Origin of the sequence: Kosakonia oryziphila (genome assembly GCF_900094795.1) — a bacterium.
Lineage (GTDB): Bacteria > Pseudomonadota > Gammaproteobacteria > Enterobacterales > Enterobacteriaceae > Kosakonia > Kosakonia oryziphila.
In genome coordinates, this window is the sequence record NZ_FMBC01000002.1 from 119,318 (window position 1) to 137,095 (window position 17,778).

The window sequence follows — 17,778 nt, forward strand, 5'->3', positions numbered from 1 at the left end:
TTTGCTGCAGTTTCGTTATCTTGTGCTTTCTCTCGCCAGTGCGCTGATTTTCTCCGCGCCGGTTCTCGCCGGAAAACTGGCTATCGTTATCGACGACTTTGGTTACCGTCCTCAGACTGAAAATCAGGTGCTGGCGATGCCGCAGGCGGTTTCCGTTGCGGTGTTGCCCAACGCCACATATGCACGGGAAATGGCGACCAAAGCCCACAACAGCGGCCATGAGGTGCTAATTCACCTGCCGATGGCGCCGATCAGCAAGCAACCGCTGGAAAAAGATACTCTGCGTCCCGAAATGAGCAGCGCGGAGATTGAACGTATTATCAGCGATGCCGTCAGCAAAGTGCCCTACGCCGTGGGGCTGAATAACCACATGGGCAGCGCCATGACTTCAAGCCTTTTCGGCATGCAAAAAGTGATGCAGGCGCTGGAGCGCTATAACCTCTACTTTCTCGACAGTATGACCATCGGCAACAGCCAGGCGATACGCGCATCAACGGGAACCGGCGTGAAGGTATTGAAGCGCAAAGTGTTTCTCGACGATACGCAAAATGAAGGAGATATTCGTCGCCAGTTTAACCGCGCCGTCGAGCTGGCTCGCCGTAACGGTTCCGCTATTGCTATCGGTCATCCGCATCCGACCACTGTTCGCGTTCTGCAACAGGCGCTGTCCAGCCTGCCTGCGGATATCACGCTGGTGCGCCCGAGCAGCCTGCTGAATGAACCGCAGATCGATACTTCAACGCCAAACACCACAGCGCCTGGCAGCATCACGCCATCACCACGTAACCCATTCCGCGGTGTTAAGCAGTGTAAAACGAAGCAAAAACCGCAGCCGGTTTATGCCAGCCGCTTCTTTAGCGTGATAGGCGAAAGTATTGGTGATAGTTCGCTAGTGCGTTATATGCAACATCAGTGGCAAGGCTGGGGCCTGAAATAATAATTTCCGCTGGTTAACGAAGATTCATCACCCAGCCTGTTCGTTTTAAGCGCCGCGTTGTACAAGCCAAAAGGTGAGGAAATGCCGCAACGACATAAAATTCTCGTGCTTGATACGGGTAAGAGTGGGGTGGTATTACAATCGCTGGCGACGCCACAGCGCCTGTGGTGGTCTCAGCCCGGAACAATTTGAAAACGAAAACTTCGCTTAGGGCTGTGTTCACATTACGTGGGTAGGATCACTTTGGTTGGATGCTGGAGAGGTTTGGGAATGAAGCAGCACATAAGAAACAATGTGCTGGAGACTGTAATTAAAATTGTCTAATTGCCTGTTTTTGATATGTTCACTCCAACAACGGAGACAGGCAAATTATGGACGAAAAGAAACTCAAAGCGCTCGCTGCTGAACTGACTAAAGGCCTTAAAACCGAAGCCAACCTCAATCAGTTTTCCCGTATGCTGACGAAATTAACCGTCGAAACGGCGCTCAATGCGGAGCTGACTGACCATCCCGGGTATGAGAAAAATGCGCCCAGAACAGGTTCAAACACCCGTAATGGCTACTCGTCGAAAACCCTGCTTTGTGATGACGACGAGATTGAGCTGAACACGCCGCGCGATCGTGAAAATACCTTTTAACCTCAGCTAATTAAGAAAAACCAGACGCGTATCACGCAGATGGACAGCCAGATTTTATCCCTTTACGCCAAAGGCATGACCACACGTGAAATCGTCGCCACCGTCAAAGAGATGTACGACGCCGATGTGTCGCCCACGCTGATATCTAAGGTCACCGACACTGTAAAAGAGCAGGTCACTGAGTGGCAAAACCGGCAACTGGATGCGTTGTATCCCGTTGTTTATATGGACTGCATTGTTGTAAAAGTCCGCCAGAATGGCAGCGTAATAAACAAAGCCGTCTTCCTCGCACCGGGCATCAACACCGAAGGCCAGAAAGCGTTACCGGGTATGTGGCTGGCTGAAAATGAAGGCGCAAAGTTCTGGCTGAATGTGCTGACGGAGCTGAAAAATCGTGGTCTCCAGGACATCCTGATTGCCTGCGTGGACGGTCTGAAGGGCTTCCCGGATGCGAAACAGCGTTTACCCGCAGACCCATATCCAGCTGTGTATCATCCATATGGTACGCAACAGCCTCGTGTCGCACCACAGAATTACTGACAGGCTCACTCGCGTTTGATTTTTATTATGTCACCGCTTTTATTTAATGAATATCTTCCCTCATAAGTAGCAAAAATAACATCATCATCGTGGTATTGTCTGACAGCAAAAACAGCATTCTTTTCAATGCAATTTTCTTTTGTTTTCATATTATCAAAACAACGTCTGTCATACTTTCCCTCTTCCTTGTAACCGTCACCAAAATCCCAAAATATAATAGTGAAATTCCCTGAGGATGATGGTTTGGGAATATCATATTTATCCCTCAGCATATCTTTATTTTTTAGCCACCAGTTTACTTTTCCCTTATCTGTCACAGGGAAAGCTTTGACTAAAACAGAAGCATGGTTACCATCCTCATGAACTGCGACGATTTCCACTGTACGCAGCGACAACCAAAGCCAGCAGCCAAGCAGCACACACCCCGCCACGACGAGCAACATTATGGTTTTCTTATTTTTTACTCTCATTTGCGAGACCCTGTGATTTCAATGGTGGTTTCCATTATGGTAATAAAGGGCTTGAAATTAAACTGGCTGTAACGCTGGAGCACAAACCAGATACGGAAGAAATGGAACTGATTAAACTTAACATTTGCTATGTCGTCACTATCCAACCCAAAGTGATCCTGAACTTTGTAATGGACTACAGCACGGTAACGATCATTATCAACCTGTAATGACTTAATTGTGATATGTGTCGCCCAGGTATCGTGTACGGTTATTCCCATGCCGTTGAAGTTATCCTGAAAGCGGTCAAATTTGGGAAGCTTGCCATCCATGATTGCCCCCTTTAGCTCATCTTTCTCTCTTACAGGATAATATTTATTTCCCCAATCAATATTTTTTCCGATAACTTCCTTTAATCGTGCAAGCGTGCTGTTCTCTGCCCTGTCATTAACAATATGTTCCCTCAATGCCCTGTCCAGCAGCATATGCCGGAATGGTGCGCCGTTGGCTTTCTGCATATGAGTGATCATCTGTTTAATGAGTGGCTTGTAAGGGCCGTACAGGGAAAAGGTGCGGGATAAGTCCCGGAACTCGTCAAAGAGAATAGCGGCGCACTGCTGCCGGGTGATTTTCTCCCCTTCGCCGCGGGAGCCATGAAACACTGACTGTGGCTGAGTGAATGGAGTAATTTTCGTCAGGGTGTAAGGGTTGGCTCTGGTGGAAACATCCAGCAAATGAAAATGCGTTTTTAACTGTGATTCTGATAAATCGCTGCAGTGCATATCTTTAGCGCTGTAGTCGTCCATCCGGTTTTGCGTTTGAAAAATAGTACAGGGAAACTGTAAGGCGGTCATCTTGATACATTCCTTGTGTAATCGTCCGTTGAAGTCTTCACAGGGAATAATACGCGGCGACTGGCGGGAGTATAAATCATGCAGTAATCCTGCCCGTAATTTTTTACAGATTCCGGGCAGGGGGATAACAATGAACCATGTTTCAAGGTGTTTGGCCTCGGTTCTAATCTGATTTGTTTTTTACCATCTTACCGCTGTCGTTTAGACGATATGTTCCGCTATCCAGAGAGAAATAAGTCCCGGTATTCTTACTGTTATTCACCATTAAAAGAGAATTTTTATCGATGCAATTTATTGGTGGTTTCATATCAGTAAAACAGCGTCTATCATATTTACCTTCTTCCTTATATCCATCGCCAAAATCCCAAAATACTATTGAGAAAAAACCATCACTTGCAGGTTTCGGGATATTATATTTTTCTTTTAAGATCGCATTATTTTTGATCCACCAGTCTATTTTTCCTCGGTCAGTTAAAGGGAAGTTTCTTACCAGAATAGAGCTGAATTCTCCATCTTCATGCACTGCCACAACCTCTACAGGACGGAAAGAAAATAAGAGAAAGTAACCCAGTAGGGCGCAACTAATCAGTAATGATGCCAAAAGAATTTTTTTATTTTTAGATTTCATTACGGGCCCCAATAATCTCTACAGTGGCTTCCATATTTGTCATGAATGGCTTGAAACCAAACTGGTTGTACCGCTGGAGAACAAACCAGATACGGAAAAAATGAAACTGATTGAATTTTGTTTTCGTTATATCGTCGCTGTCGAGGCCAAAGTGATCCTGTACCTTGTAATGCACCACTGCCCGGTATCGGTCATTTTCAATATGCAGTGATTTTATGGTGATATGCGTTGCCCAGGTATCATGAACGGTGATACCCATGCCGTTAAAATTATCCTGGAATCTGTCAAACTTAGGTAATCGTCCTTCAAGGATAGCTTTTCTCAATCTGTCTTGTTTTTCCGCTGGAAAATGCTTGCTTTCCCAGTCGATGCCTGTTTTTAAGGCTTTTGATAACAGAATGCGTGTACTGTTCTTCTCCGAAGAATCCCTAATAATCTGCTCTTTCAATGCCCTGTCCAGAGACATATCACGAAACGGCGTATCGTTGCCGTTCTGCATGTGAGTAATCATCTTTTCGATCAGGTGACTGTAAGGCCCATAAAGGGAAAATTTGCGGGATAATGAGCGGAATTCGTCAAACAGCATGGCGGCGCATTGCTGGCGGGTAATTTTCTCCCCGGCTCTACGCAAATTGCAGCAGAACATGGACTGAGGACGATCCATTGAGGAACGCCGGGTAAGCGTCCACGGATCAACCCGGTCAGAAATATAATCCAGCCGGTACCGGGATTTTAACTGTGCTTCAGTCAGATCGCCGCAGCGCATATCACTGGCGCTGTAGTCGTCCATCCACTTTTGGGTTTTGAATATGGTGCTGGGAAACTGTAATGCAGCCATCAGTTCCGTTGAAGTCTTCACAGGGAATAATACGCGGCGACTGGCGGGAGTGTAAATCATGCAGTAATCCTGCCCGTAATTTTTACAGATTCCGGGCAGGGGCATAGTAGACGCTCTACGTTCTCAGTCCATCATCAAAATGACGCGCGGTAAGACCAGATCAGAACGCTGGGTGTCAAAATTGGCGAGATCAGCACGGTATTTTTTGCCTGTTTTCGTGTTCTCCAGGATAGCCGCGCCAATTTCCATAATATTCACCTGTTCCCACTCAATAAGGTTGGCAGGGTCAGGATACTGATAGAGGGTGATCATCCCTGCATGAGCAAGTACAAGTAACTCTATTTCTTCACAGCCAAGATGTTTGGTTGCCAGCGGTAGGGGGTAATAATCAAATAGCAAATAGCGCGATAAAATCACGTATTCGCTACGTTCGCCATCCACGCAATCGCCTTACTAAAAGGGTGTGAGGCCGGCGGTAAGGTGTTCTCTCCGTCGGGATAGCCTCCTGAGCATTCTGCTACTTCCGCATGGCTGGTGCAAGCCGGGCAGGTGGCAATGGTTTTATTACTGTCTCTACGCGAGGGGAAAACCTAATCGGATGCGACTTTTATAATATCACCATTATGGTCTAAGCGATAATTATCACCATCGTATACGGTGAACATTACGCCCATATTTCTGCTTTTATCTACAGAAAAAACAGCATCCTTTTCGATGCAATTTACTTTTGTCTTCATATCATCAAAACAAAGTCTGTCATATTTTTCCTCTTTTTTATATCCTTCCCCAAACAACCAGAAGGTGACATAAAAGTAGCCATCTGAATCAGGTTTGGGAATACCATATTTATCTTTTAACATATCCTTGTTTTTTAACCACCAGTTAATTTTTCCTTTATCAGTCGGCGGGAAACTAGTGACTAAAACATCACTGAAACCACTACTTCTGTGATGGATAGCGACAATCTCTACTGGACGCAGAGACAACCAAAGCCAGTAGCCAAGTAACACGCAGCCAGCCAGAAAGAGCGGAACAATAGTTTTCTTGTTTTTCACTCTCATTTTCGAGTTCCTGTAATTTCTATAGTGGCTTCCATATTGGTCATAAATGGCTTGAAACCAAACTGATTGTACCGCTGGAGAACAAACCAGATGCGGAAGAAATGAAACTGGCTGAATTTTGTTTTCAGAATATCATCGCTATCCAGACCAAAGTGATCCTGTACCTTGTAATGGACCACAGCCCGATAACGGTCATTATCAATATGCAGTGATTTTATGGTGATATGTGTTGCCCAGGTATCATGAACGGTGATACCCATACCGTTAAAGTTATCCTGGAAGCGGTCAAATTTGGGGAGTTTCCCACCGAGAATTATTTCTTTTAATTTATTCTTCTCGTTTGCTGGATAACATTTCTTATCCCAATCAATATTTTTTTCAATAAATTCGTATAGTCTCAGACGAGTACTGTTTTTTGTCATGTCATTAAGAATCTGCTCTTTCAATGCCCTGTCCAGCGCCATATCCCGGAAGGGTGTACCGTTACCATGCTGCATATGGGTGATCATCTTTTCGATCAGGTGGCTGTAAGGCCCATAAAGGGAAAATTTGCGGGATAATGAGCGGAACTCGTCAAACAGCATTGCGGTACACTGCTGGCGGGTAATCTTTTCACCCTTGCCACGTAGATTACAGCAGAACATGGACTGGGGACGATCCATCGAGGAACGCCGGGTAAGCGTCCAGGGATCAACGCGGCCAGAAATATAGTCCAGCCGGTACTGGGATTTTAACTGTGCTTCGGTCAGATCGCCGCAGCGCATATCACTGGCACTGTAGTCGTCCATCCATTTTTGAGTTTTGAATATGGTGCAGGGAAACTGTAAGGCGGTCATCTTGATACATTCCTTGTGTAATCGTCCGTTGAAGCCTTCACAGGGAATAATATGCGGTGAAAGGTCAGAGTGTAAATGTTGTACAGCCCCTGCCCGTAATTTTTTACCGATTACGGGCAGGGGCATAGTAGACGCTCTACGTTCTCAGTCCATCATCAAAATGACGCGCGGTAAGACCAGATCAGAACGCTGGGTGTCAAAATTGGCGAGATCAGCACGGTATTTTTTGCCTGTTTTCGTGTTCTCCAGGATAGCCGCGCCAATTTCCATAATATTCACCTGTTCCCACTCAATAAGGTTGGCAGGGTCAGGATACTGATAGAGGGTGATCATCCCTGCATGAGCAAGTACAAGTAACTCTATTTCTTCACAGCCAAGATGTTTGGTTGCCAGCGGTAGGGGGTAATAATCAAATAGCAAATAGCGCGATAAAATCACGCATTCGCTACGTTCGCCATCCACACAATCGCCTTACTAAAAGGGTGTGAGGCCGGCGGTAAGGCGTTCTCTCCGTCGGGATAGCCTCCTGAAGATTTTGCTACTTCCGCTTTGCTGATGCAAGGTTGGGTCGCGCGGATGATTTTATTGCAGTCTCTACGCGAGGGGAGCGGATCTAATCCGATTTGTTCTTTACTATATCCCCTTTATTATTCATACGATATGTTCCACTATCCAGAACAAAATAACTCCCTGTATTTTCACTGTTCCTCACCATAAGGAGAGAGTTTTTTTCTATACAATTCATCGGTGGTTTCATATCGTTGAAACAAAGATTGTCATATCCATCTGTTTCTTTATAACCATCGCCAAAATCCCAAAATACAACTACGAAAGATCCATCTGGGCTGGGCTTTGGAATACCGTATTTTTCTTTTAACATGTTTTTATTTTCTAACCACCAGATTATTTTCCCCTTATCTGTCGGTGGGAAGCTTCTAACTAAAACATCGCTATAGTTATTTTCCTGATGAACCGCGACAATCTCTACAGGACGTAAACACAGCCAAATCCAGTAACCCAGTAAAACACAAACAGCCAGGGAAAATAGAATCAAAATTTTTTTATTTATTACTTTCATTGCGCCCCCCTGTGATTTCTACGGTGGCTTCCATATTGGTCATAAATGGCTTGAAACCAAACTGATTGACTTGTGAAGCAGGCATAGAGGAGTGACCTTACTTTTTGGTGGAGCACTAAGTAGATCGCAACTTTCTATGCCTATCTTTATTTATGGGGAACCGTCAGGCCGCGGCCCCTTATTTTTATTCCCAGTTCAGAATCACCTTGCCGGATTGACCTGAGCGCATGGCATCGAAGCCCTGCTGGAAATCGTCAACGCTGAAACGATGAGTGATAATCGGCGAGAGATCCAGCCCAGACTGAATCAATGCCGCCATCTTGTACCAGGTTTCAAACATTTCACGGCCGTAAATCCCTTTGATAAACAGTCCCTTGAAGATAACTTTGTTCCAGTCGATCGACATATCTGAAGGAGGAATACCAAGCATTGCGATGCGCCCGCCATGGTTCATGGTATCGAGCATCGTACGGAATGCCGGTGGCGCGCCAGACATCTCGAGACCCACATCGAACCCTTCGGTCATGCCCAGTTCCGCTATCACATCGTCCAGGCTCTCTTTGGCTACGTTCACAGCGCGGGTAACACCCATTTTGCGAGCCAGTTCCAGGCGATACTCGTTCACATCGGTGATCACAACATGACGGGCGCCGACATGCTTCGCCACTGCCGCCGCCATGATGCCAATCGGCCCGGCGCCTGAAACCAGCACATCTTCCCCCACCAGATCGAAAGAGAGCGCGGTATGCACGGCGTTGCCAAACGGATCAAAAATAGAGGCCAAATCATCAGAGATATTGTCCGGAATTTTAAACGCGTTAAACGCCGGGATCACCAGATATTCGGCAAAACAGCCCGGACGGTTTACGCCGACGCCAATGGTGTTACGGCACAGGTGCGTACGCCCGGCACGGCAGTTACGACAGTGGCCGCAGGTAATATGGCCTTCACCAGAGACGCGATCGCCAATCTTGAATCCTTTCACTTCCTGACCGATCCCCACCACTTCGCCGACATATTCGTGGCCAACTACCATCGGCACAGGAATGGTTTTTTTCGACCAGTCATCCCAGTTGTAAATATGCACGTCGGTTCCGCAAATCGCGGTTTTACGAATTTTAATCAGTAGATCGTTATGCCCGACTTCCGGTTCCGGTACGTCGGTCATCCACAGGCCTTCTTCCGCTTTTAGTTTGGATAACGCTTTCATGTCAGGCCCTCAGGCAATCACACCCAGTTGTTTACCAATACGGATAAACGCCGCCACAGCACGTTCAATTTGCTCAGGGCTGTGCGCCGCAGACATCTGCGTGCGGATACGCGCCTGACCTTTCGGCACTACCGGGTAGAAGAAACCGGTGACGTAAATGCCCTCTTTTTGCAGCTCGCGGGCAAAATCTTGCGCCACTACGGCATCGCCCAGCATCACCGGGATAATGGCGTGATCGGCACCCGCCAGCGTAAAACCTGCGGCGGTCATTTTTTCGCGGAACAAGCGCGCGTTGGACCACAGACGGTCACGCAACTCCGCGCCGGATGCCAGCATCTCCAGCACTTTAATGGAGGCGGCAACAATCGCCGGTGCCAGAGAGTTGGAGAACAGATAAGGGCGGGAACGCTGACGCAGCCACTCCACCACCTCTTTGCGCGCAGCGGTGTAACCGCCTGATGCGCCGCCCAGCGCTTTGCCGAGCGTACCGGTGATGATGTCCACGCGCCCCATAACATCGCAGTACTCGTGCGTGCCACGACCATTCGCGCCGACAAAACCAACCGCGTGAGAGTCATCCACCATTACCAGCGCATCATATTTATCCGCCAGATCACAAACGCCTTTCAGATTTGCGATCACGCCATCCATCGAGAACACGCCATCGGTGGCAATCAGCACATGACGAGCGCCCGCTTCACGCGCCTCTTTCAGGCGCGCTTCCAGCTCCTGCATATCGTTATTGGCATAACGATAGCGCTTCGCTTTACACAAACGCACGCCGTCGATGATCGACGCGTGGTTCAGCGCATCAGAAATAATGGCATCTTCCGCGCCGAGCAGCGTTTCAAACAGCCCGCCGTTGGCGTCGAAGCAGGAAGAGTAGAGAATGGAATCTTCCATGCCGAGAAACTCGGCCAGCTTCTGCTCCAGCACTTTGTGGCTGTCCTGAGTACCGCAGATAAAGCGTACCGACGCCATGCCGAAACCATGGCTGTCCATGCCTGCTTTCGCGGCGGCAATCAGTTCGGGATGGTTGGCCAGACCGAGGTAGTTATTAGCGCAGAAGTTAATGACGTGGCTACCATTCGCCACGGTGATATCAGCCTGTTGAGCCGACGTGATAATGCGTTCTTCTTTAAACAACCCTTCCGCCCGGGCGGTTTCCAGGTCATTCGTTAACTGTTGATAAAAATCCCCACGCATCGCAATTCTCCAGACTGGGCAAATTTCGGCACATCTTACCGAAAGCTATGCGGTGATACGAGATGACGCATCACCCATTATGTAATTTTTAGCATAAATCACGCATCGCTAAGCCCTTCTCTGGGGGAATGGCTGAAGGGGCGACAATGTGATGGTATGATAAGAATTATTAGTGTCTGAGATTGTCTCAACACTCCACTTTTCAAAGGTACAGTTATGATCATCGTTACCGGCGGCGCGGGTTTTATCGGCAGTAACATTGTTAAGGCCCTGAATGATAAAGGCATCACTGATATTCTGGTGGTGGACAACCTGAAAGACGGCACCAAGTTTGTCAATCTGGTTGACCTGCACATCGCCGACTACATGGATAAAGAAGACTTCCTGATCCAGATTATGGCCGGGGAAGAGTTTGGCGACATTGACGCGGTATTCCACGAAGGTGCGTGCTCTTCCACGACAGAGTGGGACGGCAAGTACATGATGGATAACAACTATCAGTACTCTAAAGAGCTGCTGCATTACTGCCTGGAACGTGAAATCCCCTTCCTGTATGCCTCTTCCGCAGCCACGTACGGCGGTCGAACCTCCGACTTCATTGAATCCCGCGAGTATGAAAAACCGCTGAACGTTTACGGCTACTCAAAAATGTTGTTTGACGAATACGTGCGCAGCATTCTGCCGGAAGCGAATTCACCGGTTGTCGGTTTCCGCTATTTCAACGTTTATGGTCCGCGTGAAGGCCACAAAGGCAGCATGGCAAGCGTAGCTTTCCATCTCAATACCCAACTGAATAACGGTGAAAGCCCGAAACTGTTCGAAGGCAGCGATAACTTTAAGCGCGACTTCGTCTACGTAGGCGATGTAGCCGCCGTGAATCTGTGGTTCTGGGAAAACGGCGTATCCGGTATTTATAACCTCGGCACTGGCCGCGCGGAATCTTTCCAGGCCGTTGCCGATGCGACGCTGGCTTTCCACAAGAAAGGCACCATTGAGTACATTCCGTTCCCGGAAAAACTGAAAGGCCGCTACCAGGCGTTTACCCAGGCGGATCTCACCAACCTGCGCAAAGCTGGCTATGACAAGCCGTTTAAAACCGTCGCCGAAGGCGTCACCGAGTATATGACCTGGCTGAACCGCGACGCGTAAGTATGAAAATTTTGGTCATTGGCCCGTCATGGGTGGGCGACATGATGATGTCACAAAGTCTCTATCGCACGCTCAAAGCGCGCTTTCCCCAGGCGATAATTGATGTGATGGCACCTGCGTGGTGCCGTCCTCTTTTATCACGCATGCCGGAAGTCAACGAAGCGATCCCGATGCCATTGGGCCACGGCGCGCTGGAAATTGGCGAGCGCCGCAAGCTGGGCCATAGCTTGCGGGAAAAACGCTATGACCGGGCATACGTCCTGCCAAACTCCTTTAAATCGGCGCTGGTCCCCTTCTTTGCCAGAATCCCTCATCGTACCGGCTGGCGCGGCGAGATGCGTTATGGGCTGCTGAACGATGCGCGGGTACTGGATAAGCAAGCCTGGCCGCTGATGGTCGAACGCTACGTAGCGCTGGCCTATGACAAAGGCGTCATGGCCTCGGCGAAAGATCTGCCGCAGCCGCTACTATGGCCGCAGTTGCAGGTCAATGACGGGGAAAAAACACAAGCCTGTGCCGCGTTTGCCATCTCAGCAGAGCGCCCGATGATTGGCTTCTGCCCCGGCGCGGAGTTCGGCCCGGCCAAGCGCTGGCCGCACTATCACTATGCGGAACTGGCAAAGCAGTTGATTGACGAAGGTTATCAGGTGGTACTGTTCGGTTCCGCGAAAGACCATGAAGCGGGCAACGAGATCCTCGCCGCGCTGAATATCGAGCAACAAGCCTGGTGCCGCAATCTGGCCGGGGAAACCCAGCTGGAGCAAGCCGTAGTGTTGATTGCCGCCTGCAAAGCCATCGTCTCCAACGACTCGGGTCTGATGCACGTCGCCGCCGCGCTTAACCGCCCGCTTGTGGCGCTGTATGGCCCAAGCAGCCCGGATTTTACGCCGCCGCTGTCGCATAAAGCGCGTGTCATCCGTCTGATTTCCGGCTATCACAAAGTGCGTAAAGGTGATGCTGCCGAAGGCTATCACCAGAGCCTGATCAACATTACGCCACAACGCGTACTGGAAGAGTTAAATGCACTACTGCTGGATGCGGAAGGATAACCGATGCGGGTATTGATCGTGAAAACCTCCTCGATGGGCGATGTGCTGCATACCTTGCCTGCATTGACAGATGCCATGCAGGCGATTGCTGGGGTCCGCTTTGACTGGGTGGTCGAAGAGGGATTTGCCCAGATCCCTTCCTGGCATGCCGCCGTTGATCGCGTCATTCCGGTGGCCATCCGCCGCTGGCGTAAAGCCTGGTTTTCTGCGCCCATTGCGGCGGAGCGCAAAGCCTTCCGCGAAGCCATACAGGCCGAACGTTACGATGCCATCATTGATGCGCAAGGATTGGTGAAAAGCGCCGCGCTGGTCACCCGGCTGGCGCGCGGAGTGAAACACGGGCTGGACTGGAGCAGTGCACGCGAGCCGCTGGCAAGCCTGTTTTACAATCGTCGTCACCACATCGCAAAACAGCACCATGCGGTGGAACGTATCCGCGAGTTGTTTGCCAAAAGCCTCGGTTATGCAAAACCGCAAACCCAGGGCGACTATGCGATTGCGCGCCATTTTGCCATTACCGATACGACGACGCATCCGCCGTACGCCATCTTTTTGCACGCCACCACCCGCAATGATAAACACTGGCCGGAAAGCCGCTGGCGTGAACTGCTCGAATTAATGCAACCAACCGGTATCCACATTAAGCTGCCATGGGGCGCGGAACATGAACGCCAACGCGCGGAGCGCATGGCGGCGGGCTTTGATCGTGTTGAAGTTTTACCTAAACTTTCGCTGGCGCAGGTTGCAGCACAGCTTGCCGGTGCACAGATTGTCGTTTCCGTCGATACGGGGCTGAGCCATTTAACGGCCGCGCTTGATCGCCCCAATATCACACTGTTTGGCCCAACCGATCCGGGACTAATTGGCGGATACGGTAAAAATCAGCATCAGGTGGTAAGCCCAACCGGGCGGATGGGAGATATAACAGCGGTTGAGATTTTCACGTTGCTTCAGAACCACCATCCACTGCGCGACTGAGATGCCTAATCGATGAGTTACATCTTTCTGCTGATTTTATTCCTGCCGATGAAAATCATCAGCAAGCTATTCCGTAAGAAAACCGGGCGTAATCTGGTCATTCAAACGGCTAAAATTGGCGATTTTATTAACGTGACGCCCTTACTGGCGTACCTGCAGAAAAGTGACGTACTGATAAGCCGAAGCGTAAGCATGCTGGCAAAGCATGATGAGACCATTGAAACGGTTTTTTTTATTGAGCAGCGCAAACGCAATCTGTGGCAAAAACTCAGTTTCGCCTGTCATATCATGAACCGCTACGACAATGTTTATCTGCTGCAACCGAATAATGCAAATTTGTTCTTTGCCGCTGTTTGTAATGCCAGTAATAAGCAATTTATCAGTACCTACGCGCGCAGGTGGTATCACGGGATCTTCTATGCAACGGCACATGGCATCGTCGATCATGGAAAAAAGACGTTGTCCGTAACCAATTATTTGCACCTGGCTGACCGTTCACTTTCCTGGCAGATGTCCCCCAAGCATGCGACTAAACCGCTCTTCAGGCCTGCCGTCTATCCGAAGATCCTCGATAAACCCGGCGTTATTCGTATCGGTATCAGCATTTCCGCAGGTAACAAAGCCAAAACGGTTCCTCCGGTTATCTGGAAACGGATTGTTGATTGTCTGGCAATGCTGCCCTGCGTGTTTTACGTGTTTGGAACGCCGAATGAGCAATCGTGGATGGATGACATGACCGCAGCCTATGGTAACTTCCCCCATTTCGTTAATATGATAGGTAAAGTCTCACTTGAAGACTTACCCTGGGCTATTTCCAGGATGGACTGCTATATCGCTTCGGATTCGGGGAATATTTATATCGCCGATGCGGTTAATGTTCCGGTTGTTATGCTGTTCGGGCCGTGTTGTCATTACGAACAACGTCCCTTGGGCAAGACCCTTTTGATTGGTGATGATAAGAATATTTGCTCTTATGTGTTTGAAACAAAATACCATTTTTCGCAGGATCGAGAGGAGTTATTTGCCGTGACCGATACTTCGCTTAAGCAGATCGAACAATTCATTCGTGAATTACCCCAGGCCAGCGTATTACTAAATGTCCGCGACGCACAAGGTAGCTGATTCTATGGCTTTTCTTAGCGTCATCATCGCAGCGCATAATGCTGAAAAAACACTTACCGCGACCCTTGAAAGTCTGCTGGCAGCAATCGATACCTGCACTAGAGAGCTCGAAGTTATTATTTTTAACGACAGCTCAGAAGATGCAACGCAAGCCATTATTGATGCGTGGAAAGATAAATTACCGCACGTTATTAGTCGTCAGGTAAGCTACCGCAATGTCGGCCAGGTACGTAACAGCGCCGTTTCCCTGGCCACGGGCGAATACATCACGATGCTCGATAGTGATGACCAGCTAAAACCAAATAGCCTGTGTGATGCGGTGAATTTCCTCAAAGCACAGCAGCCAGATATGCTGTTAACGCGTTTGCTTGAGATCCACGATGCCCGTAAAATTTCCACCTCATGGCAGGGTTTTAACCCGATACCATTATCAACCCATGATGCTGTGCGACGTTTTCTGCTGCATAAAGATTTTCAGGCGCATCTTATTGGGCAGTTTATACGGCGAGAGCTATATAACAGCAACCCCATTCCTTCAATGATTTGTTACGAAGATTTTGCTGTATTTCCCGGAATGTTGATGCAAGCTAAGAAAATATTTTATCAGCGTCAGGGATATTATTATTACATTAAACGTAACGATAGCCTCTCCAGCACCCTGAGCGCCAGCAAAATCGCGCCGCTTATTGAGTGTACGTTACTGATGGAAAAAACTTTTCCGCGGCAATTCCGCCACCTGGTTAATTGCCACTGGTTTGATATTTACAGGAATCATAAAAAATATCTTACTGATAAACAGCTGGCTATAGTCAAACAGCGCGTCAGTGAGCTTTATTCGCTTTCATTTTATCTGTCCAGCGATGTTCGCTTAAGCTATAAAAAAAGAGTCATTGAGGCACTATGGAAAAAGTAAGATTACGGCTTTATCAGTTAACACTTGTTTTAGCATTTGCCTCGGTGACGCTTGCCCTGGTCAATTCAGGCATGCAGAGACAATGTTTTTATATTGCCATATATGCCAGTATTATTGGCTTATTATTTGAATCCAAAAGAATTTCCCGTAGCCCTTTTAGTATCGCACTGCCAATTTTACTTATCGGTGTGTTAAATCTGGCATGGTATTTCATTTATGAGTACCAGACGGAAGGTATTAACCAATATAATGCCTACCTTGGCACCAGCAAGAAACTGATACTGGCAAGCTTGTTAGTTTTCTATATTGACAAATTTAAGTGCTACATAACCAAAGAGAACTTCCAGAAATATTTTCTGATCGCTACAGCTACAGGTTTTACGCTGGCAACGGCTGACGGATTATGGCAAGCCTCACAGGGAGTGGATCGCGTTATGATGGCGATTGATCGCCCAACCGTGTCCGCCTATGTGTATTCCGTTCTTTCGTTGGCCTTCGTTTATAGCCTTTATTTGCAGCAAAGTGTAAAACTCTACGTGCTGGCTGGCATCACTATTTTGCTTTCCTGGTTCATTATTCTGCTGAGCGGTACGCGAGCGGCTATGGGGCTGTATTTAATTCTGGCCATTGTGCTGACACTTTACCATTTCCGTAAATTTCATGTTAAATCTATAGTGATTTTTTGCTGCATCGTGGCAGGTATTTTTCTCGTGAGTTATAAGCCGCTGATCGCGCCTAAGATTGCACAAACGCAACTGGAAATTGAGGATTTTCAGCAAGGTCAGGATAGTACTTCACTTGGCGCACGTTTCTCCATGTGGATTGTTGGCGTACAAAACGGGCTTGCACATCCTTTGGGACAATCCATCGAGAGCCGTGAAACCTGGTCACAAAAATACGTCAACGAGGGGCATCCGCATCTCGCGACCTCGTTACAATACATCAGGATCCATTTGCACAATGAATTTGTTGAGAAGTACTCGCTTCAGGGTATTCCGGGGGTACTGCTGCTCTTGTTCTTCTTTATTTCGGTGATTTCTTACGCCATCCGCAATAATAACGGGCTATTGCTGGTGACAGTGCTGCTTTTGCTATTGTACGGAATGACGGACGTCATACTTCTGAGTTCGGAGGCGGTGCTATTCTTTATGACCATCTTTGCGCTGGCCACATTCTTTTCGCGAAAGAAAACGTGACGATATAAAAATGCCCGATAATCGGGCATTTTTCATTTCTGTTGCTGATAAAACCCGGCGAGCGTCATACCTTGTGTTCTGGCAGCGAGCCACTCAAACAGTTCTTCAAGATCCCGGTACAGCCCCTCAATAGCGGCTTCATCCTTAAAGGTTGGGCTACCGCCCGGCATAAATTCCGATGAATGCAGCATAAACTCGACGTAACCATTCCCTTGCGCCAGACATTTTTGCGCAACATCAATCATCTGTGCCGTGTTCCCGCCAGAAGGGCGTAACCAGTTCACCGAAGGCGAACGGTATTTGCCACGCAACCGATCGTAGCTCTGCTTAATCGCATTGAGCCATGCGGGATGTTTATATTGAATGCTCATCGGAACCTCAAGCAGTGGACTGGTTCCGGGCTTAGAAATATCGTCAGCATCAAGGAAATAGGCGTGCTGCGGGAAATGCTGGTAATCCGTACCGCCAGAACCTTGCGGCGCGCCTTTCGCATTGCGCCAGTTAACACGAGGTGTAACCGAACAATCTACCTGGTAGCCCAGTTCGATAAGCAATTTCGCGTAGCGGCTGTCAAACGCCCAACGTCCAGCGCGGTGGCTCAGCATTTTAGTGCTGAATGTATCCTCAAGTAACTGCGTCATAAAACAGACTTTTTCACGCAATACTGTCGAGGGATACTCAATCAAATAGGGCTGCCAGCGCCAGTCATCGCCCGTTAAATCATGATCAGGGGGGCTATTCCATGCATGAAGGTGCATGCCAACCTCCCCTTCTCCCCGGGCAATGACATCTTTTGCGAACTCAACAAACACCGGATCGGTTGCCATTTCATAATTGGTTAGCCAAACGGGTTTAAACCCGAAACGCTCACACAATGACTGAAAACGTGCCAGATACCGCGCATTCTCCGTTTTGATCTCGCGGCGATTTTGCCAAAGGTTATCACCCTCTGTATCAATCGTGATGATAAACGCCGGTTTATCCATATTTAGCCCAAGTAAAATAAAGGTCATCGCTATGTTACGCACTCTCATCACGATGAGTAAACCCTTAGAGATAAAATCCTGACAGCATGGAGAAAGAGTGCAAGACAACA

General features: G+C 48.4%; 19 protein-coding genes and 2 pseudogenes. 9 read left to right on the forward strand and 12 right to left on the reverse strand.

Annotated elements, in window-relative coordinates:
• The first annotated feature begins 1 nt into the window (after position 1).
• The 3 genes and pseudogenes from GA0061070_RS01835 to GA0061070_RS01840 all read left to right on the forward strand — a co-directional run.
• Positions 2-937, forward strand: coding sequence for a divergent polysaccharide deacetylase family protein (locus GA0061070_RS01835; RefSeq protein WP_090133159.1), 936 nt, complete (start codon positions 2-4; stop codon positions 935-937).
• A 136-nt stretch (positions 938-1,073) separates the two neighbouring features.
• Positions 1,074-1,148 (forward strand): annotated as a pseudogene (locus GA0061070_RS25860) (hypothetical protein); the annotation flags it as partial.
• Between the two features lie 160 nt (positions 1,149-1,308).
• Positions 1,309-2,092, forward strand: a pseudogene (locus GA0061070_RS01840) (IS256 family transposase); the annotation flags it as partial.
• A 28-nt stretch (positions 2,093-2,120) separates the two neighbouring features.
• Here the strand turns inward: GA0061070_RS01840 and GA0061070_RS01845 are convergent.
• From GA0061070_RS01845 to kbl, 11 genes are all read right to left on the reverse strand, one after another.
• Positions 2,121-2,585, reverse strand: coding sequence for a DUF943 family protein (locus GA0061070_RS01845; protein ID WP_090133160.1), 465 nt, complete (start codon positions 2,583-2,585; stop codon positions 2,121-2,123).
• Positions 2,582-3,418, reverse strand: coding sequence for a YPO3983 family protein (locus GA0061070_RS01850; protein WP_090133163.1), 837 nt, complete (start codon positions 3,416-3,418; stop codon positions 2,582-2,584). Before GA0061070_RS01850 ends, GA0061070_RS01845 begins: the two co-directional genes overlap by 4 nt.
• A 163-nt stretch (positions 3,419-3,581) precedes the next feature.
• On the reverse strand, positions 3,582-4,046 hold the full coding sequence (locus GA0061070_RS01855; protein ID WP_090133165.1) for a DUF943 family protein: 465 nt from the start codon (positions 4,044-4,046) through the stop codon (positions 3,582-3,584).
• Positions 4,036-4,884 (reverse strand): YPO3983 family protein, encoded by an 849-nt coding sequence (locus GA0061070_RS01860; RefSeq protein WP_090133230.1) that lies wholly within the window; start codon positions 4,882-4,884, stop codon positions 4,036-4,038. Before GA0061070_RS01860 ends, GA0061070_RS01855 begins: the two co-directional genes overlap by 11 nt.
• Before the next feature lie 123 nt (positions 4,885-5,007).
• Entirely contained in the window at positions 5,008-5,325 is a 318-nt protein-coding gene (locus tag GA0061070_RS01865; RefSeq protein ID WP_090133167.1) for a hypothetical protein, read from the reverse strand.
• Between the two features lie 149 nt (positions 5,326-5,474).
• Entirely contained in the window at positions 5,475-5,945 is a 471-nt protein-coding gene (locus GA0061070_RS01870; protein ID WP_090133169.1) for a DUF943 family protein, read from the reverse strand.
• Positions 5,942-6,781 (reverse strand): YPO3983 family protein, encoded by an 840-nt coding sequence (locus tag GA0061070_RS01875; protein ID WP_090133171.1) that lies wholly within the window; start codon positions 6,779-6,781, stop codon positions 5,942-5,944. Before GA0061070_RS01875 ends, GA0061070_RS01870 begins: the two co-directional genes overlap by 4 nt.
• A 144-nt stretch (positions 6,782-6,925) precedes the next feature.
• A complete protein-coding gene (locus GA0061070_RS01880; protein WP_090133173.1) occupies positions 6,926-7,243 on the reverse strand; it encodes a hypothetical protein in 318 nt (105 codons plus the stop codon).
• Between the two features lie 151 nt (positions 7,244-7,394).
• Positions 7,395-7,859, reverse strand: a complete 465-nt coding sequence (locus GA0061070_RS01885) for a DUF943 family protein (RefSeq protein WP_090133175.1) — start codon at positions 7,857-7,859, stop codon at positions 7,395-7,397.
• A 184-nt stretch (positions 7,860-8,043) separates the two neighbouring features.
• Positions 8,044-9,069, reverse strand: a complete 1,026-nt coding sequence (gene tdh, locus GA0061070_RS01890) for an L-threonine 3-dehydrogenase (RefSeq protein WP_090133177.1) — start codon at positions 9,067-9,069, stop codon at positions 8,044-8,046.
• A gap of 9 nt (positions 9,070-9,078) precedes the next feature.
• Positions 9,079-10,275, reverse strand: a complete 1,197-nt coding sequence (gene kbl, locus GA0061070_RS01895; protein WP_090133179.1) for a glycine C-acetyltransferase — start codon at positions 10,273-10,275, stop codon at positions 9,079-9,081.
• 216 nt (positions 10,276-10,491) lie between these two features.
• Here kbl and rfaD point away from each other — a divergent pair, with 216 nt between their 5' ends.
• The 6 genes from rfaD to GA0061070_RS01925 are packed head-to-tail and all read left to right on the forward strand — an operon-like array spanning position 10,492 to position 16,682.
• Positions 10,492-11,424: an ADP-glyceromanno-heptose 6-epimerase gene (gene rfaD, locus GA0061070_RS01900; protein ID WP_090133180.1), complete on the forward strand. Its 933-nt coding sequence runs from the start codon at positions 10,492-10,494 to the stop codon at positions 11,422-11,424.
• Positions 11,425-11,426: 2 nt separating this feature from the next.
• A complete protein-coding gene (rfaF, locus tag GA0061070_RS01905; protein ID WP_090133181.1) occupies positions 11,427-12,473 on the forward strand; it encodes an ADP-heptose--LPS heptosyltransferase RfaF in 1,047 nt (348 codons plus the stop codon).
• A 3-nt stretch (positions 12,474-12,476) separates the two neighbouring features.
• The gene (rfaC, locus tag GA0061070_RS01910; RefSeq protein WP_090133183.1) at positions 12,477-13,451 is read left to right on the forward strand and encodes a lipopolysaccharide heptosyltransferase RfaC; all 975 of its coding nucleotides are present in this window, start codon (positions 12,477-12,479) and stop codon (positions 13,449-13,451) included.
• 12 nt (positions 13,452-13,463) lie between these two features.
• Positions 13,464-14,573: a glycosyltransferase family 9 protein gene (locus GA0061070_RS01915; RefSeq protein ID WP_090133185.1), complete on the forward strand. Its 1,110-nt coding sequence runs from the start codon at positions 13,464-13,466 to the stop codon at positions 14,571-14,573.
• Positions 14,574-14,577: 4 nt separating this feature from the next.
• Positions 14,578-15,486, forward strand: a complete 909-nt coding sequence (locus tag GA0061070_RS01920) for a glycosyltransferase family 2 protein (RefSeq protein WP_090133187.1) — start codon at positions 14,578-14,580, stop codon at positions 15,484-15,486.
• Complete coding sequence (locus GA0061070_RS01925) at positions 15,474-16,682, forward strand: O-antigen ligase family protein (RefSeq protein ID WP_090133189.1); 1,209 nt, start codon at positions 15,474-15,476, stop codon at positions 16,680-16,682. The genes GA0061070_RS01920 and GA0061070_RS01925 overlap by 13 nt, the downstream gene beginning before the upstream one ends.
• Before the next feature lie 32 nt (positions 16,683-16,714).
• Here the strand turns inward: GA0061070_RS01925 and GA0061070_RS01930 are convergent, their stop codons facing one another.
• Positions 16,715-17,668 (reverse strand): polysaccharide deacetylase family protein, encoded by a 954-nt coding sequence (locus GA0061070_RS01930; protein WP_090133232.1) that lies wholly within the window; start codon positions 17,666-17,668, stop codon positions 16,715-16,717.
• Positions 17,669-17,778 lie beyond the last annotated feature (110 nt).